The sequence below is a fragment of the Leucobacter faecis genome, assembly GCF_054456635.2.
Map to the genome: position 1 here is coordinate 55,841 of NZ_JBTJEP020000019.1, position 24,672 is coordinate 80,512.

The 24,672-nt window shown below is 65.6% G+C and carries 22 protein-coding genes; 11 read left to right on the plus strand and 11 right to left on the minus strand.

The window, feature by feature from the left end; translation table 11 throughout:
- Positions 1 to 18: 18 nt before the first annotated feature.
- The 4 genes from ACXR2T_RS13250 to ACXR2T_RS13265 are packed head-to-tail and all read right to left on the minus strand — an operon-like array spanning position 19 to position 4,238.
- Positions 19 to 843 carry an ABC transporter ATP-binding protein gene (locus ACXR2T_RS13250; protein ID WP_458816316.1) on the minus strand — a complete coding sequence of 275 codons (825 nt, stop codon included), beginning with the start codon at positions 841 to 843 and terminating at the stop codon, positions 19 to 21.
- Positions 840 to 1,850 (minus strand): ABC transporter ATP-binding protein, encoded by a 1,011-nt coding sequence (locus ACXR2T_RS13255; RefSeq protein ID WP_458816318.1) that lies wholly within the window; start codon positions 1,848 to 1,850, stop codon positions 840 to 842. The genes ACXR2T_RS13250 and ACXR2T_RS13255 overlap by 4 nt, the downstream gene beginning before the upstream one ends.
- Entirely contained in the window at positions 1,843 to 2,829 is a 987-nt protein-coding gene (locus ACXR2T_RS13260) for a branched-chain amino acid ABC transporter permease (RefSeq protein ID WP_458816320.1), read from the minus strand. Before ACXR2T_RS13260 ends, ACXR2T_RS13255 begins: the two co-directional genes overlap by 8 nt.
- 8 nt (positions 2,830 to 2,837) lie before the next feature.
- Positions 2,838 to 4,238, minus strand: a complete 1,401-nt coding sequence (locus ACXR2T_RS13265) for a branched-chain amino acid ABC transporter permease (protein ID WP_458816322.1) — start codon at positions 4,236 to 4,238, stop codon at positions 2,838 to 2,840.
- A gap of 276 nt (positions 4,239 to 4,514) precedes the next feature.
- Between ACXR2T_RS13265 and ftsY the strand changes: the two genes are divergently transcribed.
- From ftsY to ACXR2T_RS13315, 10 genes are all read left to right on the plus strand, one after another.
- On the plus strand, positions 4,515 to 5,390 hold the full coding sequence (gene ftsY / locus ACXR2T_RS13270; protein WP_458816324.1) for a signal recognition particle-docking protein FtsY: 876 nt from the start codon (positions 4,515 to 4,517) through the stop codon (positions 5,388 to 5,390).
- A 134-nt stretch (positions 5,391 to 5,524) separates the two neighbouring features.
- Entirely contained in the window at positions 5,525 to 6,520 is a 996-nt protein-coding gene (locus tag ACXR2T_RS13275) for an SRPBCC family protein (RefSeq protein ID WP_458816326.1), read from the plus strand.
- Positions 6,521 to 6,558: 38 nt separating this feature from the next.
- Positions 6,559 to 8,127 carry a signal recognition particle protein gene (ffh, locus tag ACXR2T_RS13280; protein ID WP_458816328.1) on the plus strand — a complete coding sequence of 523 codons (1,569 nt, stop codon included), beginning with the start codon at positions 6,559 to 6,561 and terminating at the stop codon, positions 8,125 to 8,127.
- Positions 8,128 to 8,130: 3 nt separating this feature from the next.
- On the plus strand, positions 8,131 to 9,429 hold the full coding sequence (locus ACXR2T_RS13285; RefSeq protein WP_458839616.1) for an alpha/beta fold hydrolase: 1,299 nt from the start codon (positions 8,131 to 8,133) through the stop codon (positions 9,427 to 9,429).
- A 149-nt stretch (positions 9,430 to 9,578) separates the two neighbouring features.
- Positions 9,579 to 9,995, plus strand: a complete 417-nt coding sequence (gene rpsP / locus ACXR2T_RS13290) for a 30S ribosomal protein S16 (RefSeq protein WP_458816332.1) — start codon at positions 9,579 to 9,581, stop codon at positions 9,993 to 9,995.
- A 5-nt stretch (positions 9,996 to 10,000) separates the two neighbouring features.
- Positions 10,001 to 10,300: an RNA-binding protein gene (locus ACXR2T_RS13295; RefSeq protein ID WP_458816334.1), complete on the plus strand. Its 300-nt coding sequence runs from the start codon at positions 10,001 to 10,003 to the stop codon at positions 10,298 to 10,300.
- Complete coding sequence (rimM, locus tag ACXR2T_RS13300; protein ID WP_458839614.1) at positions 10,300 to 10,911, plus strand: ribosome maturation factor RimM; 612 nt, start codon at positions 10,300 to 10,302, stop codon at positions 10,909 to 10,911. The genes ACXR2T_RS13295 and rimM overlap by 1 nt, the downstream gene beginning before the upstream one ends.
- A complete protein-coding gene (gene trmD, locus ACXR2T_RS13305) occupies positions 10,908 to 11,645 on the plus strand; it encodes a tRNA (guanosine(37)-N1)-methyltransferase TrmD (RefSeq protein ID WP_458839613.1) in 738 nt (245 codons plus the stop codon). Before rimM ends, trmD begins: the two co-directional genes overlap by 4 nt.
- 21 nt (positions 11,646 to 11,666) lie before the next feature.
- Entirely contained in the window at positions 11,667 to 13,010 is a 1,344-nt protein-coding gene (locus tag ACXR2T_RS13310; RefSeq protein WP_458839612.1) for a DUF1727 domain-containing protein, read from the plus strand.
- A complete protein-coding gene (locus ACXR2T_RS13315) occupies positions 13,007 to 13,744 on the plus strand; it encodes a type 1 glutamine amidotransferase (protein ID WP_458839611.1) in 738 nt (245 codons plus the stop codon). The genes ACXR2T_RS13310 and ACXR2T_RS13315 overlap by 4 nt, the downstream gene beginning before the upstream one ends.
- Before the next feature lie 6 nt (positions 13,745 to 13,750).
- Here the strand turns inward: ACXR2T_RS13315 and ACXR2T_RS13320 are convergent, their stop codons facing one another.
- The gene (locus ACXR2T_RS13320; RefSeq protein WP_489945543.1) at positions 13,751 to 15,829 is read right to left on the minus strand and encodes an HNH endonuclease signature motif containing protein; all 2,079 of its coding nucleotides are present in this window, start codon (positions 15,827 to 15,829) and stop codon (positions 13,751 to 13,753) included.
- Between the two features lie 379 nt (positions 15,830 to 16,208).
- Between ACXR2T_RS13320 and ACXR2T_RS13325 the strand changes: the two genes are divergently transcribed.
- Complete coding sequence (locus tag ACXR2T_RS13325; protein WP_458812949.1) at positions 16,209 to 16,781, plus strand: YceI family protein; 573 nt, start codon at positions 16,209 to 16,211, stop codon at positions 16,779 to 16,781.
- Positions 16,782 to 16,790: 9 nt separating this feature from the next.
- Here ACXR2T_RS13325 and ACXR2T_RS13330 read toward each other — a convergent pair whose 3' ends face one another.
- The 6 genes from ACXR2T_RS13330 to ACXR2T_RS13355 all read right to left on the minus strand — a co-directional run.
- Entirely contained in the window at positions 16,791 to 17,852 is a 1,062-nt protein-coding gene (locus ACXR2T_RS13330) for an FUSC family protein (protein ID WP_458838675.1), read from the minus strand.
- On the minus strand, positions 17,849 to 18,898 hold the full coding sequence (locus tag ACXR2T_RS13335; protein WP_458812945.1) for an App1 family protein phosphatidate phosphatase: 1,050 nt from the start codon (positions 18,896 to 18,898) through the stop codon (positions 17,849 to 17,851). The genes ACXR2T_RS13330 and ACXR2T_RS13335 overlap by 4 nt, the downstream gene beginning before the upstream one ends.
- Positions 18,895 to 20,661 (minus strand): thiol reductant ABC exporter subunit CydC, encoded by a 1,767-nt coding sequence (gene cydC, locus ACXR2T_RS13340; RefSeq protein WP_458838676.1) that lies wholly within the window; start codon positions 20,659 to 20,661, stop codon positions 18,895 to 18,897. Before cydC ends, ACXR2T_RS13335 begins: the two co-directional genes overlap by 4 nt.
- On the minus strand, positions 20,658 to 22,337 hold the full coding sequence (gene cydD / locus ACXR2T_RS13345; protein ID WP_458838677.1) for a thiol reductant ABC exporter subunit CydD: 1,680 nt from the start codon (positions 22,335 to 22,337) through the stop codon (positions 20,658 to 20,660). The genes cydC and cydD overlap by 4 nt, the downstream gene beginning before the upstream one ends.
- A gap of 2 nt (positions 22,338 to 22,339) precedes the next feature.
- Positions 22,340 to 23,389, minus strand: coding sequence for a cytochrome d ubiquinol oxidase subunit II (cydB, locus tag ACXR2T_RS13350; protein ID WP_458838678.1), 1,050 nt, complete (start codon positions 23,387 to 23,389; stop codon positions 22,340 to 22,342).
- Between the two features lie 17 nt (positions 23,390 to 23,406).
- Positions 23,407 to 24,672, minus strand: a 1,266-nt coding sequence (locus tag ACXR2T_RS13355) for a cytochrome ubiquinol oxidase subunit I (protein ID WP_489945544.1), incomplete at its 5' end; no start/stop codon positions are given.

The window sequence follows — 24,672 nt, forward strand, 5'->3', positions numbered from 1 at the left end:
CTCGGCCGCCTAGGCCGCCTAGGCCGGCTCAGCCGGCTTCGCGGCGGCCGCCTTCTGCTCCACGTCTTGTGCGAGTGTGCCGAGATACAGTTCGATCACGCGCGGGTCGTTCGCGAGTTCGCGCCCCGGCCCCTCGTAGGCGTTCGTGCCGTGGTCGAGCACGTAGGCGCGGTCACAGATCTGCAGGCAGCGGCGTGCATTCTGCTCCACCATAATGATCGTCACGCCGGTCTTGTTGATCTGCCGCGTGCGAATAAACGTCTCGTCCTGGCGTACGGGGGAGAGCCCGGCGCTCGGCTCGTCAAGCAGCAGCACACTCGGGTTCATCATGAGCGCCCGCGCCATCGCGACCGACTGCCGTTCGCCGCCCGATAGCGACCCCGCGAGCTGCTTCTGGCGTTCGGCGAGCATGGGAAACAGCTCCCACATCTCTTCGACGCGGCGCGCAAACTGCTTCGGCTTCAAAAACAGCCCCATCTGCAGGTTCTCTTCGATCGACAGTGACGGAAACACGTTGTTCGTCTGCGGCACAAACCCGACGCCCGCTCGCACCAGCTCGTTCGTCTTGAGGCCCGTCACGTCCTCGCCGTTCAACACGACCCGGCCACTTCGAATATTCACGAGCCCAAACAGCGACTTCAAGAGCGTCGACTTGCCCGCACCGTTCGGCCCGATAATGCCCACTAGTTCGCCCCGGCGTGCCTCGAGCGAGCAGTCGTTCAAAATGTTGATGCCCGGCAGATACCCCGCATCGAGGTTCTCTGCCCGCATCACAATGTCCACGGAATCTGGCCCGGAATCTGGCCCGGGTCCTGGCACGTGCACGCCAGCTTGCTCGCTCATCGCGTCTCCTCTGAAATCTCTTGTGCCAGCTCTTCGGCCGCCTCGCTCGCGATCGCGCGAATCACGCCCGTCGTGAGCACGTCATCATCGCCCAAGTCACGATCGTGGTGCGCGCCCAGGTAGGCGTCGACCACGGCCGGGCTCGTCATGACCTCCTCGGGCAGCCCCTCGGCGATAATGCGGCCCTGCGCCATCACGATCACCCAGTCAGAAATGTGGCGCACCATGTGCATGTCGTGCTCCACAAACAGCACGGTCGTACCCTCGTCGCGTAGCATCTGAATGTGATCGAGCAGACTCTGCGTGAGCGCCGGGTTCACGCCCGCCATCGGCTCATCGAGCATAATCATCGATGGGTTCGTCATGAGCGCGCGCGCCATCTCGAGCAGCTTCTTCTGCCCGCCCGAGAGCCCGCCCGCCATGTCGTCACGCTTCGCATCGAGCTTAAACCGGCGCAAAAGCTCCTCGGCGCGCTCGACGTTCTCGCGCTCGCGCTTCGCCCACAGCGGCTTCACGAGCCCTACGAACAGGTTCTCGCCCGGCTGGTCATTCGCGCCAATGAGCATGTTTTCAAGGACCGTCATCCGGTCCAGGGCCTTCGTTAATTGGAAGGTCCGGATCATGCCCGCGCGCGCCACCCGGGTCGCATTCGTGCGGCCGAGCGGCCGCCCCTCAAACGACCACTTCGCCTTGCCGTCGCTGCTGCCCACGAGCGGCGCAGCATTCGTCGGGTGATCGAAACCGGTCAGCAGGTTGAAGAACGTCGTCTTGCCGGCACCGTTTGGGCCGATCAGCGCGGTGATCGCGCCGCGCTGCACCTGCAGGTGGTCGACATCGACCGCGGTCATGCCCCCGAAGCGCCGTTCGATGTTGTCGACAGTGAGAATCGGATCCGGCTTCGCGACACCGGGGGTCTGATCGAGCGTGCGCAGCTGGGCCCGCAGGGCCTCGCGGTCGCTCGGGTATGCGAGCCCCGTCGGGCTTACCGTGCGAGAGCTTCTAGACATTGAACGACAGCTCCTTTTTGTTACCGAGTATGCCCTGGGGTCTGAATATGACGAGCAGCATGAGCATCGCGCCGATGAGGATCCACGACACGATCTCGGTCTGCTGCGCGTTGAACACGCTCGCCGGCACAAACTCGGTCATGGTGGCTGAGATCACGAGACGCACCACGAAGAACAGGATCGAGCCGAGCAGCGGGCCAAGAATGGTGGCCGCGCCGCCGAGCAGCATGATCATCCACAGGTTGAACGTGGTCGCGCGCCCCATGCCGTCGGGGTTGATGGCCGAGGGGAGCACCATGATGATGCCGCCGAAGCCGCCCATGACACCGCCGATCATGAGCGCCTGCATCTTGTACGAGAACGTGCTCTTACCGAGCGAGCGCACCGCGTCTTCGTCTTCGCGAATACCCTTGAGTACCCGGCCCCAGGGACTGCGCATGAGCAGCCAGGTGATGAGGATGAAAAGGGCGACGAGCCCCCAAGCGACGATGCGTGACCACCAGTCGTCAACACCCGTGTTGACGTATTCGAGGCCGAGAATCGTGGTGCGGCCCTCGGGCAGCGGCGAGAGGGCGTTCAGCTCCACCCGAAAGTTGGGGCTCTGAATGCCGCTCGGCCCGCCCGTGATCGGTGAAAGGTTCGCGAGACGAGCGACCATGCGCACAATTTCTGCCGCCCCGATCGTGACGATGGCGAGGTAGTCGCCGCGCAGCTTGAGCGTGGGGATCCCGAGCAGCAGCGCGAAGAGTGCCGAGGCGAGCATCGAGATGATGAGGGCCGGAAAGAAGCCGAGCCCGCTCATCACCGAGATGACGAAGCCGTAACCGCCCAGCAGCATGAAGCCGGCCTGCCCCATGTTCATGAGCCCGGTGAAACCGAAGTGAATGTTGAGACCGATCGCGGCGATCACGAACGCTGCCGTGACCGGGCTGATCGCGGTCTGCAGCATCGACTCGAGAAGGCTTGAGAGAAATTCCATGATGGCCCCTAACCGATGCGTTCTTTACGGCCGAAGATGCCCTGCGGGCGCACCAGCAGCACAACGATAAGAATGAAGAGAGCGGCAGCCTGCTTCAGATCGCCCGGCAGCCAAATGTTTGCGACCTCGATGATGTAGCCGATGATCATCGAGCCGATGATCGCGCCAAACGCGGTGCCAATGCCGCCGAGCACGACGGCCGCAAACAACAGCAGCAGGTAGTGCCAGCCGGTGTTCCACGAGATGCCGTTGAGTACGAGCCCGAGCAGCACACCCGAGAGACCCGCGAGGGCCGAGCTTGCCACCCACACGACGCGAATCACCTGGTCGACGTTGATACCCGACGCCTCGGCGAGGGCTGGATTGTCTGACACGGCGCGGGTGGCGCGGCCAAACCGCGTGTACTTGAGCGCGAGCCCCACCCCGATGATCGCGACGAGTGCGATCGCCATCGCCACGTACGACTGCACCGTAAGGGTGACCCCGAGGAGCGTGACGGTCTTCGGGGTGCTCGGGTCGATGCGCAGAATGTTCGCGCCAAAGAAGAACTGAAACACGTTCTGCAGCACAATCGACAGACCGATCGAAACGATCATCAGCTGCATGAGGCTGAGCCGCTTCTTGCGCAGCGGCTTCCACAGCCCCGCGTCTTGCACCCAACCGAAGGCGGCGAGTAGCACGAACGAGATGCCGCCGGCGAGCCAGATGTTGCCTGTGAGGCCCATGAAGAGGAACGCGAGAATGCCGCCCATCGACATCATCTCGGCGTGCGCGAAGTTCGTCATGCCCGTCGTGCCGTAGACGAGGGAGAGGCCGACGGCCGCAAGCGACAGCAAGAGTCCCATGCGCAGGCCAGACGCCGACTGCTGCCAGAACCTCGGCCACGAGAAGCCCGCACCGCTCGCCTCGGTGGCGGTCTGGTTGGCGCTTGCCCCGTCGCCGCCTGACTGGTTGGTGTTGGCCGGCTTTTGGGTGCTCCCGGTGTCCGTGCCTGTGCCGCTCGTGCCGCTCGTGCCGCCGCTGCCGGGTGCGGGCGCGGCCGCGCTCTCGTCGTCGGTCAACGGAAACAGTGCGCTCGACGAGGTGTACAGCTTCGCGGTGAGCGTGCGGCTGTCAGCGCCCTTGGCGAACTGGCCGTCGGGCAGCGTGCCCGTATCGAGAGTGACGGTGTACTCGCCGTCGGCGTCAACCGAGAACGCCCAGCGCCCGGCCTCGTCGGTGGCAACCTGCTGCTCACCGTCGTTCAGTTCGAGCCCGACGCCGGGCGCCGGGTCACCGTCGCTCGTTTTGATGATGCCCTGAATGCAGGCCGTCGCCGCGTCAGGCGTGCAAGTGACGGCGTGGGCCGGGGGCATTGCGAGGGACGAGAGGCCAAACACGGCGAGTAAACCGATGCAGAGCAGAAGCATGAAGCGCCGTATGGGCGCCCCGCTTCTGTGCGGGGTGAGGATCACGTGACCTCCGTTGGTCGTTTTCCATCGAGCTGCGAATGCGATTGCGACTGTGTGGCCTGCATTGGCGCACACAGTCGGTTGTCAGTGAATATAGCGGAGTCGCGGGGCCCTGCGCGCCACACTCGTCGGCATGGTGCAATTTGATGCGGCGACGCGCCGGGTAGTTCTGTGGCTTCCCGTGGCGGCTCGCGGGGGAGAAGTGGCGCCGCCTACACCGGTAGGATCGAGGGTATGGCAGAGCGATCCTGGTCTTTTTCAAAAGCGTTTCGTGGCATCTTCAGCGGCCCCGAACTCATCACCGATGAGACGTGGGACGACCTCGAAACGGCGCTCATCACCGCCGACTTCGGGCCAGACGTCACCGACGAGATTCTGGGCCAGGTGCGCGAAGACGTGCAGCGTCACCGTGTCACCGAGGTAAAAGAGATGCGGCGCATGCTGCGCGACGCGATCGAAGAGAAGCTGGCGGCGTACGATCCGACGCTTAAGCTGTCTGACCGGCCCGCCGTGATTCTCGTAGTGGGAGTCAACGGCGTCGGCAAGACGACCACGATCGGCAAGTTCGCGAAGTATCTCACGGCCTTCGACAAGAAGATCATCGTGGGCGCCGCTGACACGTTCCGTGCCGCGGCCGTCGAGCAGCTCGCCACCTGGGCCGATCGGGCGGGTGTCGACATTGTGAAGCCGCAGCAACAAGGGCAAGACCCCGCGTCGGTCGCGTTTCAGACCGTGCAGCGCGCGATCGATGAGAGCTACGACATCGCCATCATCGACACCGCGGGACGGCTGCAGACCAAGGGCGGCCTGATGGACGAGCTCGGCAAGGTGCGCCGCGTGATCGAAAAGCTGGCGCCCGTCGCCGAGGTGCTACTGGTGCTCGACGCGACGACCGGCCAGAATGGTCTCGCGCAGGCCGAGGCTTTCATCGAGCACGCTGGCGTCACCGGGCTCGTGCTCACTAAGCTCGACGGGTCTGCCAAGGGTGGCTTTGTGTTGTCGGTGCAGCAGAAGACGGGGCTCGCGATCAAGCTCGTCGGCCAGGGCGAGGGCATCGGTGACCTGACCGGCTTCACACCGCACGTGTTTGCGCAGCAGCTCGTCGGGTAGCGGTACTGCCCAACCCGATTCTGACTGCCTGCAGTGGCGTGTGATTGTACTCCTGCATGTAGCCGGCCGCACCCCCATGGTGCGGCCGGGGTGCATGGCGTAGCGTCCACTCACAACGGCAGAGAGGTCGCATCATGCCCATCTCACAGGTGGACCTGGATCGGGAAGCGTTGACGCTGACCGTCACAGCAGATTATCCGGTCGACAGACGCAGGCTCTGGGATTCGTACCTCGACCCACGGCAGATTGAAAAGTTTTGGGGACCTCCCGAGTTCCCAGCCGTGTTTTACCGGCACGACGGGTATGCGGGCGGGCTTTCGAGCTACGTGATGACCAGCGAGCGTGGCGACGCAAGCGCGGGGTATTGGCGCTGGCGTTTGGTCGACGCGCCCGTAGCGTTTGAAGTTGAAGACGGGTTTGCCCACGAAGACGGCACACCGAACTCGGCCCTGCCAACCGTGCGCATGCGGTTTGAATTCACCGAGACGAGCACGGGCGCGCGACTGGTGACGCGGTCTCGGTTCGCTAGCGTCCAGGCGCTCGAAGAGTTGCTCGACATGGGAATCGAAGCGGACATGCGGTCTGCGATGGAACAAATAGACGAGATCGTCACAGACGAAGCGAGTTTTTCAGCCGGTCAACCCGTTACCGCCCAGGAGCTCGGCACCGCGCAGCTGCGCATCTGCCGGGTGCTTCACGGGTCTCCCGAGGACGTGTGGCAAGCGCATCATGATGCGCACCTTGTGCGGGGCTGGATGCACGGCGGTGACGAGTGGAAGATGGTGGCCTGCCAGACCGCTAGGCGCGTGGGAGAGTCCTACCGGTACGAGTGGGAACGGGTGACTCCGAGCACCGGGCCGACCGAGGGTAGCGTCTTCGGGAGCACCGGAGTCGTACTCGAAACAGAACCGCCCTATCGCGAAGTCGCGAGCGAAGCCCAAATAGGCCATGAGCAGGTGCGCGCACACAACGAACTGACACTTCGCTCCCACTCGGGAGGAGCCCTGCTGACTCTGGTCATCACCTATTCGAGTGCTGCCCACAGGGCGGCCGCGCTCAAACAGGGCATGCTCGCGGGAATGGAAGAGAGCTACGCTCGGCTGGAGCGGGAGGTGCTTCCGGCCATGTAAGCGGTCTTGTGCGCGAGAGCGCTAGAATCAGAAGCACTATGGCTACTTTCGGAAACCTCTCTGCGCGGCTCACCGACACTTTCAAGAACCTTCGCTCGAAGGGCAAGCTGTCGGCGTCTGACGTTGACAGCACGGTGCGTGAGATTCGTCGCGCTCTGCTCGAGGCCGACGTCGCGCTCGACGTCGTTAAAGCGTTCACGGGCAAGGTGCGCGAGCGCGCCCTCGGTGACGAGGTCAACCAGGCGCTTAACCCCGCCCAGCAGGTTGTGCAGATCGTCAACGAGGAGCTCGTTGAGATTCTCGGCGGCGAGCAGCGTCGCCTCGAGTTCGCGAAGAACCCGCCCACCGTCATAATGCTCGCGGGCCTGCAGGGCGCAGGCAAGACGACCCTCGCGGGTAAGCTTGCGAAGTGGCTGAAGGGTCAGGGGCACACCCCGCTGCTCGTCGCCTGTGACCTGCAGCGCCCTAACGCTGTTACCCAGTTGGGCGTTGTCGCCGAACAGGCGGGCGTGGGCATTTACGCCCCCGAGCCGGGCAACGGAGTAGGCGACCCGGTCAAGGTTGCGAAGGCGGGCGTCGCTGAAGCGAAGGCCAAGCAGCACGACTTCGTGATCATCGATACGGCCGGTCGTCTCGGTGTCGACGAAGAGCTCATGAAGCAGGCGTCGAACATTCGCAAGGCGACGAACCCCGACGAGGTGCTGTTCGTTATCGATGCGATGATCGGTCAAGACGCAGTCGCGACAGCGAAGGCATTCCAAGACGGCGTCGATTTCACAGGCGTGGTGCTCACGAAGCTCGACGGCGATGCGCGCGGCGGCGCCGCACTATCGATCCGGAGCGTGACGGGCCGACCCATTCTGTTCGCCTCGACGGGCGAGGGCCTGGGCGATTTCGAGCCGTTCCACCCCGACCGCATGGCGAGCCGCATTCTTGACCTCGGCGATATTCTCACCCTCATCGAACAGGCGCAGAGCGCCTTCGATGAAGAAGAGGCGATGAAGGTCGCCGAGAAGATCGCGAAAGACGCGTTCACGCTCGATGACTTCCTCGGTCAAATGCAGCAGCTGCGCAAGGCCGGCTCCATCAAGAAGATGATGGGCATGCTGCCCGGCATGGGCAAGATGAAGGAGCAGCTCGACAACTTCGACGAGCGCGAGATCGTACACACTGAGGCGATCATTCAGTCGATGACGAAGGCCGAGCGCGCGAACCCCAAGATGCTCAACGGATCGCGCCGCCTGCGCATCGCGAAGGGCTCGGGCATGACCGTGACCGACGTGAACCAGCTCGTGCAGCGCTTCGAGCAGGCGGCCAAGATGATGAAGACCGTCGCGAAGGGCGGCGTGCCGCAGATTCCCGGCATGGGGCCGATGCCCGGCGTGGGCGGTCACGGCGGTAAGAAGAAGCAGCAGGCCAAGGGCAAGGGCAAGAAGCAGTCGGGTAACCCGGCCAAGCGCGCACAGCAGGCCGCAGGTCTCGAGGCCGCTTCGGCCGCGGCGCCCGCTGGCGCTGGCTTTGGCCTCGGCGGGGGCGGCGCGGCTGCCGCACCGAGCGAAGAGGAGCTCGCGAAGCTGCAGCAGATGCTGGGCAAGGGGCTGCGCTAGGCCATGTCTCCCGGGGGTCGCGCGCAGCGAGGCGCAGAGTATTTCATCGGCACGCAGATTGTCGCCCGCGACGTCTGGACGACCGTGCCGCTTGACTGGCGCGACCCCGAGGGCGAGACGATTCGCGTGTTTGCGCGCGAGCTCGTCGCCGCCGAGAAACGCAGCGAAGATCTGCCGCTGCTCGTGCACCTGCAGGGCGGCCCCGGGGGCAAAGGCCCCCGGCCGCTCGCCCCCACCGCGTGGCTGGGCGCGGCGCTCAAGCGGTTTCGTGTCATCGTGCCGGATCAGCGCGGCACGGGCCGTTCGACCCCGCTGTCGGGCCGCGAATTTGCGCGGCTACCCGCGGCCGAGGGGGCGCGGCGGCTTTCCTTGCACAGGGCTGACTCGATCGTGCGCGACTTTGAGGCGATTCGCCACGCGCACTACGAGGGCCGGCAGTGGTGGAGCCTCGGGCAGAGCTATGGCGGCTTCTTGACGCTGCACTACCTGACGGTCGCGCCCGAGGCGCTCGTTGCTTCTGCGATCACGGGTGGGCTGCCAGCTCTCGACCCGTGCCCAGATGAGGTCTACCGCCGCACGTTTCCGCGCGTAGCCGATAAGAACAGGGCCTTTGCCGCGCAGCTGCCGCACCTCGCCGATCGTGTTGGCCGCGTGGCCGATCTGCTCGCTGAAGGGCAAACGTACCTGCCCGACGGTGACCTACTCACCGTGCGCAGGCTACAGGCACTCGGCGGTGACTTCGGCATGGGACCGGGTTTCGACCGTGTGCACTGGCTGTTCGATGAGGCGTTCAGTGACGCCGCCGAAACGCGTCTGAGCGACACGTTTATCGAGGCAGTGGGAGCGGCGACGTCACATGCGATGGCACCGCTCTACATGGCACTGCAAGAGAGCATCTATGGGCCCGGCCCCACCGCCTGGGCGGCGCAGCGTGCGCTCGAAGAGCGACCCGAGTTTGCTGCGGAGTGTCGGCCGCTACTTTTTACGGGCGAGATGGCGTTTCCGTGGATGTTTGACGAAGTGCGGGCGTTGCGCGGTTTTCGAGCTGCGGTTCACGAGCTTGCCGAGAGGCAGTGGCCGATCTCGCTGTATGACGCTGCCCGACTCGCTGCGAACGAAGTGCCGGTCGAAGCTGCTGTCTACTTTGACGACATGTACGTCGACGCGGGGCTTTCACTTGAGACCGCTAGCTCCGTGGGTGGCCTACATGCGTGGGTCACCAACGAGTTTGAACACGACGGGGTGCACCACGACGGTGTCGCCGAGCGGCTATTCACGGCGCTTGAGCGGCGCCTGGGTTAGAAAACCCCTGATCGCAACATAAATTGCGATTTTGGTTTGATTGTGGCAAAATTGACGAGTTCGCGAAATACGCGTGCCTAAGGTTTTCACGCCGGCCCACTCCTTGGATGTGCGCCAGGTGCTGTGCCATTCAATTCAAGGAGTCACTCATGGCTGTCAAGATTCGCCTCAAGCGCTTCGGTAAGATCCGCGCACCCTTCTACCGTGTTGTCGTTGCAGATTCGCGCACCAAGCGTGACGGCCGCGTCATCGAGGAGATCGGCAAGTACCACCCCACCGAGAACCCCTCGTTCATCGAGATCGACTCGGATCGCGCTCAGTACTGGCTCAGCGTGGGTGCACAGCCCACCGAGCAGGTTGCTGCGCTGCTCAAGCTGACCGGCGACTGGGGCAAGCACACCGGCGAGGGCAACACCGAGTCGCTGGTGAAGGCACCCGAGGCTAAGGTTCCCTTCGAGGCAGACGCTGCAAAGAAGACCGTTCTGCGCCCCAAGGCTGAGAAGCCCGCAGAGGCACCGGCTGAGGCTCCCGCTGAGGAAGCAGCAGCTGAGACCACCGAGGCGTAAGACCCTTGGCTGAACAGGCGCTCGCTGAGGCGCTCGACCACCTGGTGCGCGGTATTTCCACGCACCCAGATCAGGTGCGGGTGGACTCGCGCGACACTGGTCGCGGCGAGGTGCTCGAGGTGCGCGTGCACCCGAGCGACCTGGGCCGCGTGATCGGTCGCGGCGGCCGCACTGCGTCATCGCTGCGCACCGTTGTGTCGGCGCTGTCTGAGACGGGTCGCGTGCGCGTCGACGTCATCGATACCGACGTGGTTGATGCAGCCGTGGTTGATGCCACGCATAACTCTGCCGAGGCTGGCGTCTGATGGCCGACGCCTCAGGGCGCGCGCAAGCTCCCCGTCCCGCTAGCGGGGCGGGGAGCTTGCGCGTTGGCCGGCTGACAAAGCCCCACGGACTCAAGGGAGGGCTCAAGCTCGAGCTCTTCACCGATAACCCCGAGCTGCGGTTTGTGCCAGGCGCAGTGTTTCACCTGCAGGTACCCTCCGACTCTGACTGGTTTGGCCGCACGATCACGATGCGTGAGCTGCGCTGGTTCAACGAGTCTCCCGTCGGATTCTTCACCGAGGTGCCCGACCGTACCGCGGCAGAAAGCATTGTGCGCGCGATCCTGTGGATCGACGAGCAGGCCGTGGCTGAGGGGCATGAAGATGATGCATGGTATGACCACCAGCTCGTCGGTCTTGATGTCGTACGTGACGGCGAGAACGGCCCTGAAGTGCTCGGCAAGGTTGCAGAAGTGCAACACTTCCCAGCACAGGATCTGCTCTCGGTAACCACGCCCAACGGCACGGTGCTCGTGCCGTTCGTTGAGGCGATCGTGCCGAGCGTCGATATTGAAGGCGGTGTCGTGCACGTGACCCCGCCCACAGGACTGTTCGATGAGACCGAGGCCGAAATCGCGCGGGGTGACGCGTGAGGGTCGACGTTGTAACCATCTTTCCCGAGTTCTTCGCCGCGCTCGAGCTGTCACTGCTCGGCAAGGCGAAGGACAAGGGGCTGCTCGACCTGCGCGTGCACAACCTGCGCGACCACGCCCACGATAAGCACCGCAAGGTAGACGACACGCCCGCGGGCGGCGGCGCCGGCATGGTGATGAAGCCCGAGCCCTGGGGCGAATCTCTCGACGGAATTATCGAGAGCGGCGACTCTTCAGACGGCCCCGTCATCATCTTCCCATCGCCCGCCGGTGACGTGTTTAACCAGAAGATGGCGCACGAGCTCGCGCAAGAACCGCACCTCGTGTTTGGCTGCGGCCGTTACGAGGGCATCGATCAGCGCGTGTTTGACGAGTACTCGGCCCGCGGCCGGGTGCGTCTCGTGAGCATCGGTGACTACGTGCTCAACGGCGGCGAGGTCGCCTCGATTGCCATGATCGAAGCGATCGGACGACTCGTTCCGGGGGTGGTGGGAAACCCGCAAAGCCTCGTCGAGGAGTCGCACGAGGAGGACGGGCTGCTCGAATACCCGAGCTACACCAAGCCCGCTTCGTGGCGCGACCGTGAGATCCCGGCCGTGCTGCTCGGAGGCAACCACGCCGCGATTGACAAGTGGCGGCACGAGGCGCGTGTCGAGCGTACCCGCCGTGTGCGCCCCGACCTGCTGTCGCGTGAACTGCGCGGTGAGTCGCGCGGCCGTCACGCGGCCGACTAGCGCGCCACTAGGCTTGAACGCATGCGTGATGTGATTTCGGCCGCCGTCGGTAAAGCCGTACGCCAAGTGGCGCGGCTGCGCGGCGGCGGCTCGGCTCTACCCGGCCTCGTTGTAGAAAAAATCGACCCGGGGTACCTTGGGCGCGTACTCGGCCGACTCCCGTACGGGGTCGTTGCCGTGAGCGGCACCAATGGCAAAACGACAACCACCAAGATGGTTGTCGAGATGCTTGAGGCTCGTGGCCTGCGGGTGTTTACCAACAAGACCGGCTCAAATTTTTCGCGCGGGGTCGTCGCTGCGGCGATCCAGGAAAGCACGATCCGGGGCCGGATCAATGCCGACATCGCTGTGCTCGAGCTCGACGAAGCGCACGCAATGTACTTCATTGACCGCGTGCCGCCTCGTTTTACGCTGCTGCTGAACGTGCTGCGTGACCAGCTTGATCGCTTTGGGGAGATAGACACGACGGCGCGGTATCTGCAGCGCATCGCAGATGCCACCACGGGCGGCCTTGTCGTGAATCGTGAGGATCCACTCGTCGCAATGATCGGGGAACGCACGCGTGGCCGCGGCGCCGCCCCCGAGGTACGTGCGTTCGGGCTGGCACCCGACCTGCTTGCGACTTTTCCGAGTGACGACGACTTTCATGCGGGGGAAGCCGCGCAGGTTGTCGCCGCCGCTATTGCGCGCCCGGCAGATGTGACTCTCACCGTGCTCGGCGACCACGCCGCCACGTTCGAAATGGACGGCGAGGCGTACAGCACCACTCTGAAGCTTGAAGGCCTCTACAACACCTTTAACGCTGCCGCAGCGCTGTCGACCGTGCGCATGATCCTCGCGGCCGGGCCACAGCCCGGGCATTCGGCCGTCCAGCAGCCGTCGGCCGACACCAGCGCGATTGTCGAAGCGCTGTCACAGGTACGCCCCGCGTTTGGTCGGGGCGAGCAGCTCACGCTCGACGGCCAGCCTCTCGAGCTGGTGCTGGTGAAGAACCCCTCTGGCTTTCGTCTCGGGCTCGCTTCGTTCGAAGCGGCGGGGGTGGCGACCATGATTGCCATCAACGACGAGTATGCCGATGGCCGAGACATGTCTTGGCTGTGGGACGTCGATTTCTCGAGCTTGGCGGCCGCCGGTAGTGGTGCGGGCGTAGACACTGTTTCGGGCACCCGTGCCTGGGACATGGTGCTGCGTCTGGAGCACGATGACGTGGCGACCGGGCTTGTGGAAGAAGACCTGGGGCGTGCGCTTTCGGCCTTTCGTGAGCGCACCCCGGGGCAGCCACGGCGCATCTACTGCACGTACACCGCCATGCTCGAGCTGCGTCGCGCACTCGCGCTCATTACCGACGTGGAGGACATCTGGTGACCGCAGCAAACGAAACGACGCGCGAACTCGTCATTCTCTCGCTCTACCCGCGCGACATGAACATTTATGGCGACCGCGGCAATGTGCTCGCTCTTACCAGGCGCGCTCGAGCCCACGGTTTTGAGCCCGTGGTTGTCGAACTGAATCCGGGCGACCAGTTGCCTGAACACGTCGATATTGTGATCGGCGGAGGCGGCCAAGACTCGGGTCAGGGCCGTGTTGCAGTTGACCTGGTGAGCCGACGGGAGGAGTTTCACACACTCGCTGAACGTGGCACTCCGATGCTGCTGGTGTGCGGTCTTTACCAGCTATTTGGGCACCGGTTCATCACCCACACAGGGGAGACGCTCGAGGGTATTGGCGTGCTCGACGTTGAGACTCGGGGCGGCAGCGACCGCATGATTGGCAACATTGTGCTCGACGCGGGAGAGCTGGGCGAGGTGATTGGCTACGAGAACCACAGCGGTAACACCACGCTCGGTGACGGTTCACGCCCGTTGGGGCGCGTGCTGCAGGGAGCGGGCAACAACCCCACTTCGGGCGTGGAGGGTGCGCGCAGCGGCAACGTGATTGGCACGTACCTACATGGTTCGCTGCTGCCGAAGAACCCCGCCGTCAGTGACTTCTTGATTGGGGAGGCCGCGAAGGCGCGTTATGGGGCGTTCACACCGACGGCGGGCCGTGACGAGACAGCCGAGCGCGCTCGTGAGAGTGCGAAGCGCCGGCCCAGGTAGAGAGCACTAGAACGGCTGTTCTTTGGGGACGCTGCGGGCGGCCCTGCGCTCGTATTCTGCGCGGAGCTCTGTGCGGCACTCGCGGTCGCAGAACTCGGGGTAGTTGCAGCCGCAGGTGAGGGCGTGCTTCTCGAGGGCGGTGAGCCGGTCGCGTACCGTGAACCCGCTGTGCCAGGCTCTGCAGTCGGTGGCTTCGCTGCTGCGAGCCTCATCGCCCGTGCCTGCGTCATTGCCGTCGGTGCTGTCGGTGTTGTCGGTGCTGTCGGCAGTCACGAACCTCACCTCGCGCTTGGGGCCTGTGGCTGTGCCTGCCGGGGTGGTCTCTGCTGGTTTTGGGCGGTCTGCTTCCGTACTCGCTTGGCGCCACCACAAAAACTCGCTGAACTCCTGCTCCACCGCTGGCGCCTCGTCCCAAGGGTCGGGCCCAAGATCGCCGGGCTGCCCGTTCTCGGGGCCAGTGTCGGGGCGGGGGTAGCGGCGGCCCGCGAGCCGGTCCGTGTGTACCCGACCGGTCGGGCTCTTCCACGTCACCGTGCCCGTGCGGTCTTGCACGGGCCGCCAATCCGTGCCGTGTTTCAAGGAATGGTGCGCTTTGCACAGCAGTTGTAAATTAGTTGTGGTGGTGGGGCCGCCGTGTTCCCACGCGAGCGTGTGGTCCATGTCGCAGGTTATGGGGAGCCGGGTGCAGCCCGGAAACCTGCACCTGCGGTCTCTCGCCCACAACAGGTTACGCATCGCTCTCGTTGGTTTATAGCGGTCGACGCGCAGCACGTTACCGTACTCGTCTTCGTCCACGCGGGAGACGTTGCGGGAGAGCGCGAGCATGTCGTGCGCGATCTGCGAAGCGATCGGCCCGTACCCCACGAGTTCACACACCTGCCGCGGGGATGCGGTGCTGGTGTCGGTGGTGAGGTCTGCTGTGGCCGGGATCGAGGCGATGGGCACCATCACCTGCACGTGCGCGAAGAACCCACTGGGTACCTGCGCTGCTTTGCTGCCGTCGTTCACATTAAGATCGGTGTACGGGTTGCCGTTGAGGAGCAGCTCGGCGAGGGTGTCGGCGCGTACCTCGTCGAGGGTGCGCGCTGGTGCCACTTGATCGGCCAGGCTTGGCGCCGGCTCTGCCGTCTGGTCTGCCTGGCTGGCCTCGCCCGTCTGGCCTGGGTGCTCGGCCTGGCCGATGTGCTCGCCTTGCCCGGGTTGGGTGGCGGGTGCCTCTTGCGCCGCCTGCTCAGCCGCTTGGGTGGCAGCAGCCCGTGCGTCTGCTTCGCGCGCGGCGGCGTCGCGGGCGGCGTCTTCACGTGCGGCGGCCTGCCGTTCAGCCTCGACCGTGACGACTTCGACGGTCCAGGTTTGTTTCGCGATGCGCTGCACCCGGTCTTTGATCGCGTACGCGATCTCGGCCGGCAGGTAGGCGTACAGTTCGGCCATTCCGTCTTCACGGTCGATCACTTCAATGCGGCGTCGCTTGCGGGCGGCCGCGTGCCGCTCGTCAAGTGACACTTCAGCGTATTCCTCGGCGAGCCGCTTCGCGATGGGTTGCAACCGGGTCGGGGTTTCTTCGATCGCGTACTTCAGCACGGCCGCTTCGTACTTCGCGTGCCGCACGGCAGATCCCTCGCCTGATCCGATGATCGTGCCCGCGTCACAGATCACGCGCACGTGCGCCAACCCGACAAGCCCCGCCCCGAGCACTTCACTCGTGGCGACATAGCGGGTGGCGAGGGTGTGGGCGAGGTCGAGTTCACGTTCGACCGCGTGTTCACTCACGTGTAGCGCGGCCGCGAGTTCTGCCCGGAGGCAGCGCAGCCCGAGCTGGGCGGGGGAGCGGTCATGTGACGCGACCGCGACGAGGCGGGCGTATTCGTCCATGCGGTCGCGGTCGATGCGTCGTTGCATGCGCGTGAGTTCTTCAACATAGGTGACGGCTTCGTTCGTGGTGCGGCCGTCACGACGCCGTTCGCGCTGTTCTTTGCGGGGCTTCTTCTGCCCCTTACCTGAGCCACCGCCGCCAGCACTGCGGCCCGCCCCGGCCCCTTCCCCGCGCGATGCGCGAGGAGTAGGGCCCGGGGCGTGAGCGGTCATGATACAAACACGCTCCAACGGCCGGTGACACGCCCCTGCTCTTGGTACATCGTGTGTACCAAGAGCAGGGGTGAGGTGGTGGGAGTCATGTATCTATTATCTCACAAATCGTACAAATATTCGGGAAATGTTATCCACAGATTCGAACGTAGAGACCACGAAAAGAGGGCCTGTGGACGAAGATAAATCACTGCTGCAGTGATCCATGTGAATCGACGTTGCGCCCGCATCTCGCCGTGCACAAAAATATTTAGATGCACGGGAATATAAATTCTTGAAGTGCCGTTGACCCTATGTGAGGCCGCACAACCTGGCCGCTTCACTTTGTTAGTCACACTTTGTTAGTCACACTTTGTTAGTCACACTTGGAAGGCACAGCATGTCGAACACCGCAGCACAGATCACCGCAGCACAGATTCCCGGTTACCGCGCAGGTACCTGGATCATTGACCCCACGCACTCAGAAGTTGGTTTCTCGGTGCGCCACCTCGCGATCAGCAAGGTAAAGGGCAAGTTCGAGAACTTCACGGCCACGTTTGAGACGGCCGAGAACCCGCTCGACTCGAAGGTAACGGCCTCGGCAGAGGTCGCGTCGATCAATACGAACGAGAAGAACCGTGACGGGCACCTGCGTACGGGCGACTTCTTCGCGGCCGACGAGCACCCCGAGCTCTCCTTCGTGTCGACCGGCGCACGCGCCGAGGGCGGCGACTTCTACGTGGACGGTGAGCTGACGATGCGCGGTGTGACGAAGCCCGTCAGCTTCGCTTTCGAGTTCGGTGGCTTCGGTGAGGACCCCTACGGAAACTACAAGGTCGGCTTCACCGCGACCTCGGTCGTGAAGCGCGAGGACTTCGGTCTGACCTGGAACGCGCCGCTTGAAAAGGGCGGCCTGCTGCTCGGTTCAGACGTCACGATCACGCTCGACGTACAGGCGGCGCTGCAGGCGTAATCGCCAGAGCTAGTCGAGTTCGCCCGTGATCCGGCCCCGCACGCGCCGCAGATCCTCCATCAGTGAGCCCACCAGCACCCAGTGTGTGGGGCTTGGCCGGGGGATCGTGTACGGCGCCGTGAGTGCGGGCGGCTCGACAGGCTCACCCTCGGTCGCGTGCGCGAGCCGCGTGAGATCGTGAGCGGCCCGGCGCATCTCATCGGCCATGCCAGTGACCGTGGGGTCTGCGGCCAGGTCGGGGGAGTATAGGTCGCTGAGCGCCCGCGCCATGCCAATCACCTGCGTCACGATCGGCTGCAACCGTTGAAACTGGTCGTCGTCTTCGGCGAGCGCCTCGCGGTAGCGGCGGCTGCGCGGATTAAACCTCAGACTCTCGCGCGCCTGTCGTAGCAACTGGTGCACGCGGGTACGCTCGGACTGCAGCGCGCGAGCGTCGGCGAGCATCTGGGCGAGCCACGCTGAGTCACGCGGGGTCGTGAGCCCGTCGGCGATCTCTTCGAGTACGAGTGCGGCGTCGTCGGTGAGCAACACAATCGCTTCGTGCACCGACGAATTGCGCACGGGGGCGATCACGAGCGCATTGATGAGCACGCCGATCGCCGCGCCAATGGCGGTCTCGACGAGCCGCTCCACCCCGTAGTGCAGCTGCAAACCGCCGAGCGCGATCATGAGCAGCGCGCTGATCGCGATCTGGTTTGCAGAGGAGGGCGTCATGCGTAGTAGCCAGCCCACCGCCATGGCCGCGGGAATCGCGGCAATGAAGAGCCAGGGCTGGTTCCCAAACAGGGATCCGGCGCCGATCGCGACAGACACCCCGATGAGCACGCCGATGACGCGCTCGATACCCTTCGTGAGCGACTGATCGACGTTATCTTGCATCACCAAGAGAGCGGCGATCGCCCCAAAGATGGGCAGCTGTTCGGTGAAGATTGCACCGCACACAAACCAGGTCAGAATCGACGCGGCCGCTCCCTTGAGTAGCTGAAACCACGAGGGCCGCACCTTAACGGTGAAGCGCCCGGTGAGGTCGCGTTCGAACCGGCGCCAGGGCCGCGTGACCGGGCCGGTCACAGCAGGTTGAGCTTTCTCAGCTCCTCGCGCAGTGTTGCGCCGTCGGGGCCGTAAACCCAGGGCACACCGCTCGTGCTGCGGTTGACGCGCGCCTTCGAACGCCCGCCCGCGAGCACCGCCTCTCCGATCGACAGCTGCCTAATGAGTACGGCGGCGACATTCTCGGGGTGCTCGCGGGCAAACTCGTGGTACAGCCGCTCGTCGTTTTGGCCATCGTCACCGATGAGGATCCAGCGCATGTCAGGAAATTCGCGCGCGATGCGCTGCAGTTCGCGGCGTTTGTGTTCTTGGCCGCTGCGAAACCAGCGGTCGTGGGTGGGGCCCCAGTCGGTGAGCAGCAGCGGGCCCATCGGGTACAGGTTGCGGGCGAGAAACCGGCTCAGGGCGGGCGCCGCGTTCCAGGCGCCAGTAGAGAGGTAGACGACGGGGCTGCCGGGGTGGTGCGCGGTGATGTGGTCGAGCATTACGGCCATGCCGGGCGTTGCGCTGCGCGCGTGCTCGTCGAGCACAAAGCTGTTCCAGGCCGCCACGAAGGGCTTGGGGAGTGCCGTGATGAGAATCGTGTCGTCCACGTCAGAGATCACCCCGAGCTGCGCACGCGGGTCGACGATCTTGACGGGGGCGTCGGCGGCCTCGCTGTCGCCCGCCTGCAGGGTTACCGTGTGCCAGCCTGCCGCAAGCGAAACGGGCACGATCGAATCGATCACGCCACCGCGGTCGGCGACCACTTCGGCCACGTGTACGCCGTCAATGAGCACCTGCACGGGCTGGTGCGGCACCGACAGGCTCGTAAACGTGCGCCATCCGCGCACGCGCGACACGGCGGCGACGTCTGGCCGAAACCGGGTGTGCTCGCGGCTCTCGGGGCGCAGGTAGAGCACTCGACCCAGCACGCGCACCCACTCGGTGGTGCCGTACCCAATGTACGGAATCACCGACGGAGTCTTGCCCTTGGCGACCGCTCGCTTGGCTCGGCGCGCGTGCACCCAATCTTCGAGGCGTGCCGCGAAGCGGGGTCGAGAATCGGGCGAAGCGTTCAATGTCACCCAGCTAGTCTACGCGCAAGAACCAACCGTGAGCCTGGCAGCTCGGCGGGCACCTCGGTGTGCGTGATCAGCAACACCGACCGGTCTGGGGGCAGCGCGCCCAGCAGGTCGCGCAGCAAGCGATCGGCGAGCGGGGCGTCGACGCCCGCCGTGGGTTCGTCGAGCACCACCACTGCGAAGTCTGCGAGCAGCACGCGCGCGAGCGCGATGCGCTGCGCCTGGCCGCCCGACACGAGCGCACCGCGCTCGCCAATCCACGCATCAAGGCCACCGCGTGAGGCCGCCCACTTGTCGAGTCCCACGCGCGCGAGCACCGCCCACAGCTCCTCGTCGGTCGCGGTGTCGCGCGCAAACTTCAGATTTTGTCGCAGGTCGGTGTCGAAGAGGTGCGGCTGCTGTTCGCACAGCCCCACGACCCGGCGCACCGCCGCGATCGGCAGGTCTGCTGCTTCGACGCCGCCCAATAGATACGAACCCTCGTACGCGAGAAATCGGGTGAGCGCGAGCGTCAGTGTGCTCTTGCCGGCCCCGCTCTCGCCCGTCACGACGAGCGTCTCGCCCGGCCGCAGCGTCAATGAGACACCCGCTACGGCGTCGGCCGAGGTGCCCGCATGCCGCACCGAGACGTCGCGTAGCTCGATGGTCGTGTCTGTGCCGGTCGTGTCTGTGTTGGGCGCTGCGGCTTGCTCCGGATCCGCCGGCGCAGGCGCCCCCGGCTCGACCGGCGCGCTCAGCTCGACCGGCGCGCTCGGCTCGACCGGAATCTCGGGCGGTACGGCCCCCTCGGTGAGCCGCGCCACGCGCTCGGCGCTCGCGCGCACGGCCCGCGCGGCCACGAGAGCGGCGGGTACCTGTGCGAAGATCTCGAAAACAGCGGCGGGCAGCACGGTGACGGCCGCGATGAGCGGCGCAGACAGACCCGCAGCTCCAGCAACTCCCGCACCGACGCCGCCGGGAGAGACCGCCACGAGCGTCGCGAGGGTCGCAGTGCCCGCGCCCACCGCGAGGATCGCGCCCGTGCGCCCCGCGTCTGCCGCCCGCCCCAACTGAATGCGTGCCAGCTCGGCCTCAGCCGCGTGAATCGTCTCGCGCGATTGCCCGAGCGCGTCAAAGGCCGCGAGCGTTTCTGAGCGGGTGAAGCGTTCGAGCAGCGCATCGCTGAGACGGGCGCGTGCGGCCGCGAGCGCGCGATCATATTCGCCCGACGTGCGGGCGGCGAGCCACACGGCGAGTGCTCCCGAGATAGCGAGCGCGAGCGCGAGCACAAGGGCCGCGATCGGGGCGATGAGGGCGACAACCACGAGTGACAGCACAACAACGATGCTGCTCGTGATCAGCGGCCCGCGCACGCGCAGCGGTTCGTCTTGCAGCTGGTCGACGTCGTCAACGAACGCTGCGAGGAGTTCGCCGCGGCGGCTCGTGGGCAGCGCCCCGGGCACGCGCGGTACGAGGGAATCAAAGGTGGCGGCGCGCAGCGGGGCGAGCTGGGCGAGCGCGGCGTCGTGCGTGGCGAGCCGGTGCACGTAGCGCAGCGCGGCCCGGCCGATCGCGAGCGCGCGTACCCCCACGATCGCAAACGTGAGGTGCAGAATGGGTGGCTGCTCGGCAGCGCTCACAATGAGCCACATGCTGAGGCCCAGAAGCCCCACGACGCAGGCGTCTGCCAGTACGCCCCAGGCGTTGCCTGCGAGTGCCGCGGGGCGTGGCGGCAGCGCACGCGCAATCACGCGGCGCGCCTCGGGGCTGGTGGCGTGAGCGCTCACTGGGCGACCTCCTGTGTCTGAGCGTCAATGGTCACGACGCTATCGGCCGCGGCGAGCACAGCGGGCCGGTGGCTCACAACGAGCACGGCCCGGCCCGCCGCGGCCTCGGCGCGCAGCGCACGCATGACGCGCGCCTCGGTGTCGGCGTCGAGCGCCGAGGTCGGTTCGTCGAGCATGAGGAGCGGGACCGATCTGGCCCACGCGCGGTAGAGCCCGCGGGCGATCGCCACGCGCTGCGCCTGCCCGCCCGAAAGGCCTGCGCCCAACGCCCCGAGCTCGGTACTCGGGGCAAGCTCGGCAAGCTGCGCGGCGGCGAGCGCGCGCTGCACGAGTTCCGGATCGGGCCTAGCCTCACCCAGCGCCACGTTGTGGGCGACGGTGCCGCGGGCGAGGTCGGGCCGCTGGCCCACCCACGATATGGTGGCGGGGCGTTCGAGGGAGCCCGAGGTGTAACTCGCGAATCCGAGTACGGCAGCGATGAGGCTCGATTTGCCGGCGCCCGAGGGGCCCGCCAGGGCCACGATTTCGCCGGGGGCGACGCTGAGCGAGACGGGGCCAGACACGGCGTGGCCGCCGCGGGTGACGACGAGGTTGCGCACTACGAGGGCGGGGGTGGATCCTGCGTCTCGTTCCTCGCGCAGGATGACAGGGCAGGGGGCTGCCGCGCCCTCGCGCGTTGCAGCATCCATCGTGCCAAAGACGTCTGCCACGGCGGCCAGCCCCTCGGTGGAGGCGTGAAAGGCTGCGCCGACCTGTCGAATGGGAATGAACGCCTCGGGTACGAGCAGCAGCACGAAGAGGCCCAGCGCGAGCGGAAACGCGCCGTCGACGAGCCGCGTGCCCACGGTCACGGCGACGAGGGCGATGGAGAAGGTGCCGGCGAGATCGAGCACGAACCCCGAGAGAAATGTGACGCGTAGCACCTTCATGGTGCGGCCGCGGTAGTCGTCGGCCTCGCGGGCGATGCGTGCTGCCTGCCTGTGCTCGCGGCGAAAGATCTTGAGCGTCGACAGGCCTTCGACGGCGTCGAGAAAGGAGCCCGAGAGCCTGCGCAGCTGGGCCCATTGCCGGTCTTGCACCTGCTTGGTGGCGAGCCCGATGAGCACCATGAAGAGGGGGATGATGGGAAAGACGATGAGCACGGTGACGCCGCTGACCGGGTCTGCGGCGAAGATCGCGGCGACGAGCACGGGGGTGGCGATGGCGGTGAGGATCAGTTGCGGTAGGTAGCCCGAGAAGTAACCGTCGAGGGCGTCGAGGCCGCGGCCGAGCACCGTGGTGGTGTCTGCCGCAGGGGTGCTCGGGCCCGAGCCCTGGGCTGCCGCGTCGAGTGCGTCGAGTGCGGCTGCTCGCAGCTGTGCCTTCGCGCGTACGGCGCCGCGGGCCGCCGACACGTCCATCGCCCAGCCGGCGGCGGCGCGCACGGTGAACGCGGCCGCGGCACCTGCGAGGAGCCAGGGCAGCTGGCCCGGATCCGGAGCATTCTCACCGATGCGACCCGCGCCGCCCCCCGCCCCGCCCAAGATGGGCAGCAGCGCCGCGGTGAGCGCGTGCGCGAGCAGCCAGCACCAGGCGACGGTCGCGAGCGTGCGTACGAGGCCGAAGCCCCCGCCGAGCGCGAGGACGCGGCGCGCGGCGGAGGCGTGGCGGAGGAGGCGCGGATCGAGTGGCTTCATGCTCAGGCGGCCGCGACGGGGGTGGGCGCGGTGTCGGCTGGGATCTGCGCGCGCGAAAGGCGCTTGCGGAAGATCCAGTAGGTCCATGCCTGGTAGGCGATGACGAGCGGCATAGTGAACGCGGCCGTCCAGGTCATCAGTTCGAGCGTCTTCTGGGAGCTTGCGGCGCCCGCGATCGACATCGAGTAGGTCGGGTCAATGCTCGAGTGCATGACGTTGGGAAACAGCGCCATGAAGACCGCGAGCAGCACGAACGTGATCGCGACGGTGTTGCCCGTGAACGCCCATCCCTCGCGGCCGCCGAGGTTGGCGAGCCAGGCGGCGATGAGTGCGACCGCGGCGACCGCCGATGTGAAGATGATGAGCCAAGCGGTGTCGCTCGAAGCGTACTGCATGATCGTCCACGCGAGGAAGGCGGCGCCCACGATGATCGTGGCGATGCCCGCTTTGGTGGCGAGCGCGCGTGCGTCATCGCGCATCTTGCCGGTCGTTTTGAGCGCGATGAACACGAGCCCGTGGGTGAAGCAGAGCAAAAGCATCGCGAGGCCGCCGAGCAGACCGTAGGGGTTCAGCAGCGTGAAGAGCGTGCCCTCGTAGATCCAGCCGCCGCGCTCCATCGGTGCGATGGGCACACCCTGGGCGAGGTTTGCGAACGCGACGCCCCAGAGAAACGGCGGCAGCACGGAGCCCCAGAAGATGAACCGGTCAAACCACTTCGTCCACGCTTCGCCCTTGCCCTGGTGGCGGTATTCGAACGAGACGCCACGCAAAATGAGCGCGACGAGAATGAGCAGCAGAGCGAGGTAGAAGCCCGAGAACATCGTGGCGTACCACTCGGGGAACGCGGCGAAGATCGCGGCGCCCGCGACGATCAGCCAGGTCTCGTTGAGATCCCAGACCGGGCCGATCGTGTTGATGATCATGCGGCGGTCGGTGTTGTCTTTACCGAGAAACGGCAGGGCCATGCCCACGCCAAAGTCGAAGCCGTCGAGCACGAAGTACCCGATCAAGAAGACGCCGACGATCAGAAACCATACGGTTGTGAGTTCCATGGTGTGTGATGTCCGTTCTAGTAGACCGTCGCGAGGGACTGGTGATCGGGCTCGCCGTTGGCGTCATCAGCGATCTCGGGCGGCCCCTCCTTGGCGGCCTTCGCGAGCAGTTTGAACTCGACGACGGCGAGCGCGCCATAGACGAGGGTGAACACCGACAGCGACACGAGCACCGCCCAGGCGGGTACGCCCGGTGAGACCCCCTGTTCAGTGGTCATCACCCCAAACACGATCCAGGGCTGGCGGCCCATCTCGGTGAAGACCCAGCCGACGAGCGACGCGAGCATGGGCAGCGGGGCCGTCCAGATGGCGACGCGCCACACCCAGGTGGGCAGCTGCGTGTTCTTGCGGGTGATCCAGAGGCCCACGAGCGACACGAGTGCGGCAATGGCGCCCAGGCCGATCATCCAGCGAAACGCCCAGTAGGTGACCCAAATGATGGGGGCGAACTGCCCGTCGGTGGGGCAGGTGAGCAGCGAGTCGGGGCTGCCGCAGTACATGGCCGTGTAGTCGGCCTGCAGGTCACGGATCCCCTCGACGGTGCCGTCGAAGGAGTTCGTGGCGAGCACCGATGCGAGGTACGGGATGCGCACCGAGAAGATTTCGTGTGCGCCGTCGGGGGTGCCGAGGCTGAACAGCGAGAACGAGGCGTCTCGGCCCGAGACGGTGTCGTACATCGCTTCGGCGGCCGCCATCTTCATGGGCTGCGTTTCGCTCATCACCACGCCGAGGGAGTGACCCGACAGCCCCACGCCGATGAACGCGAGAATGTTGGCGACCGCGCCAAAGCGCAGCGTCGTGCGCATTTCGTCGACGAACTGGTTGCGCTTCAAGTGCCACGCCGCGACGGCCACCATGACGGTGCCGGCGAACATGACGGCGGCGAAGATGGTGTGCGGAAACTGGGTGAGGGCGACGGGGTTGAGCAGCACCGCGCCAATGTCGGTGAGCTCGGCGCGACCCTTCTCGGGGTTCAGCTCGTAGCCGACCGGGTTTTGCATGAACGCGTTGGCGGCGAGAATGAAGTAGGCCGAGAGTACGCTGCCGATCCAGACGCACCAGATGGTGGCGGCGTGCACCTTCTTGGGTAGCTTGTCCCAGCCAAAGATCCACAGGCCTATGAAGGTCGCCTCGAAGAAGAAGGCGATGAGGCCCTCCATTGCGAGCGGGGCGCCAAAAATGTCGCCGACGAAGCGTGAGTAGTTTGACCAGTTCATGCCGAACTGAAACTCCTGCACGATGCCGGTGACGACGCCCATCGCAAAGTTGATGAGAAACATCTT

Coding starts and splice junctions, on each gene's coding strand:
- ACXR2T_RS13250 (WP_458816316.1), bottom strand. CDS start 843: ATGAGCGAGCAAGCTGGCGTGCACGTGCCAGGACCCGGGCCAGATTCC.
- ACXR2T_RS13255 (WP_458816318.1), bottom strand. CDS start 1,850: ATGTCTAGAAGCTCTCGCACGGTAAGCCCGACGGGGCTCGCATACCCG.
- ACXR2T_RS13260 (WP_458816320.1), bottom strand. CDS start 2,829: ATGGAATTTCTCTCAAGCCTTCTCGAGTCGATGCTGCAGACCGCGATC.
- ACXR2T_RS13265 (WP_458816322.1), bottom strand. CDS start 4,238: ATGCTTCTGCTCTGCATCGGTTTACTCGCCGTGTTTGGCCTCTCGTCC.
- ftsY (WP_458816324.1), top strand. CDS start 4,515: ATGGCAGAGCGATCCTGGTCTTTTTCAAAAGCGTTTCGTGGCATCTTC.
- ACXR2T_RS13275 (WP_458816326.1), top strand. CDS start 5,525: ATGCCCATCTCACAGGTGGACCTGGATCGGGAAGCGTTGACGCTGACC.
- ffh (WP_458816328.1), top strand. CDS start 6,559: ATGGCTACTTTCGGAAACCTCTCTGCGCGGCTCACCGACACTTTCAAG.
- ACXR2T_RS13285 (WP_458839616.1), top strand. CDS start 8,131: ATGTCTCCCGGGGGTCGCGCGCAGCGAGGCGCAGAGTATTTCATCGGC.
- rpsP (WP_458816332.1), top strand. CDS start 9,579: ATGGCTGTCAAGATTCGCCTCAAGCGCTTCGGTAAGATCCGCGCACCC.
- rimM (WP_458839614.1), top strand. CDS start 10,300: ATGGCCGACGCCTCAGGGCGCGCGCAAGCTCCCCGTCCCGCTAGCGGG.
- ACXR2T_RS13310 (WP_458839612.1), top strand. CDS start 11,667: ATGCGTGATGTGATTTCGGCCGCCGTCGGTAAAGCCGTACGCCAAGTG.
- ACXR2T_RS13320 (WP_489945543.1), bottom strand. CDS start 15,829: ATGACCGCTCACGCCCCGGGCCCTACTCCTCGCGCATCGCGCGGGGAA.
- ACXR2T_RS13325 (WP_458812949.1), top strand. CDS start 16,209: ATGTCGAACACCGCAGCACAGATCACCGCAGCACAGATTCCCGGTTAC.
- cydD (WP_458838677.1), bottom strand. CDS start 22,337: ATGAAGCCACTCGATCCGCGCCTCCTCCGCCACGCCTCCGCCGCGCGC.
- cydB (WP_458838678.1), bottom strand. CDS start 23,389: ATGGAACTCACAACCGTATGGTTTCTGATCGTCGGCGTCTTCTTGATC.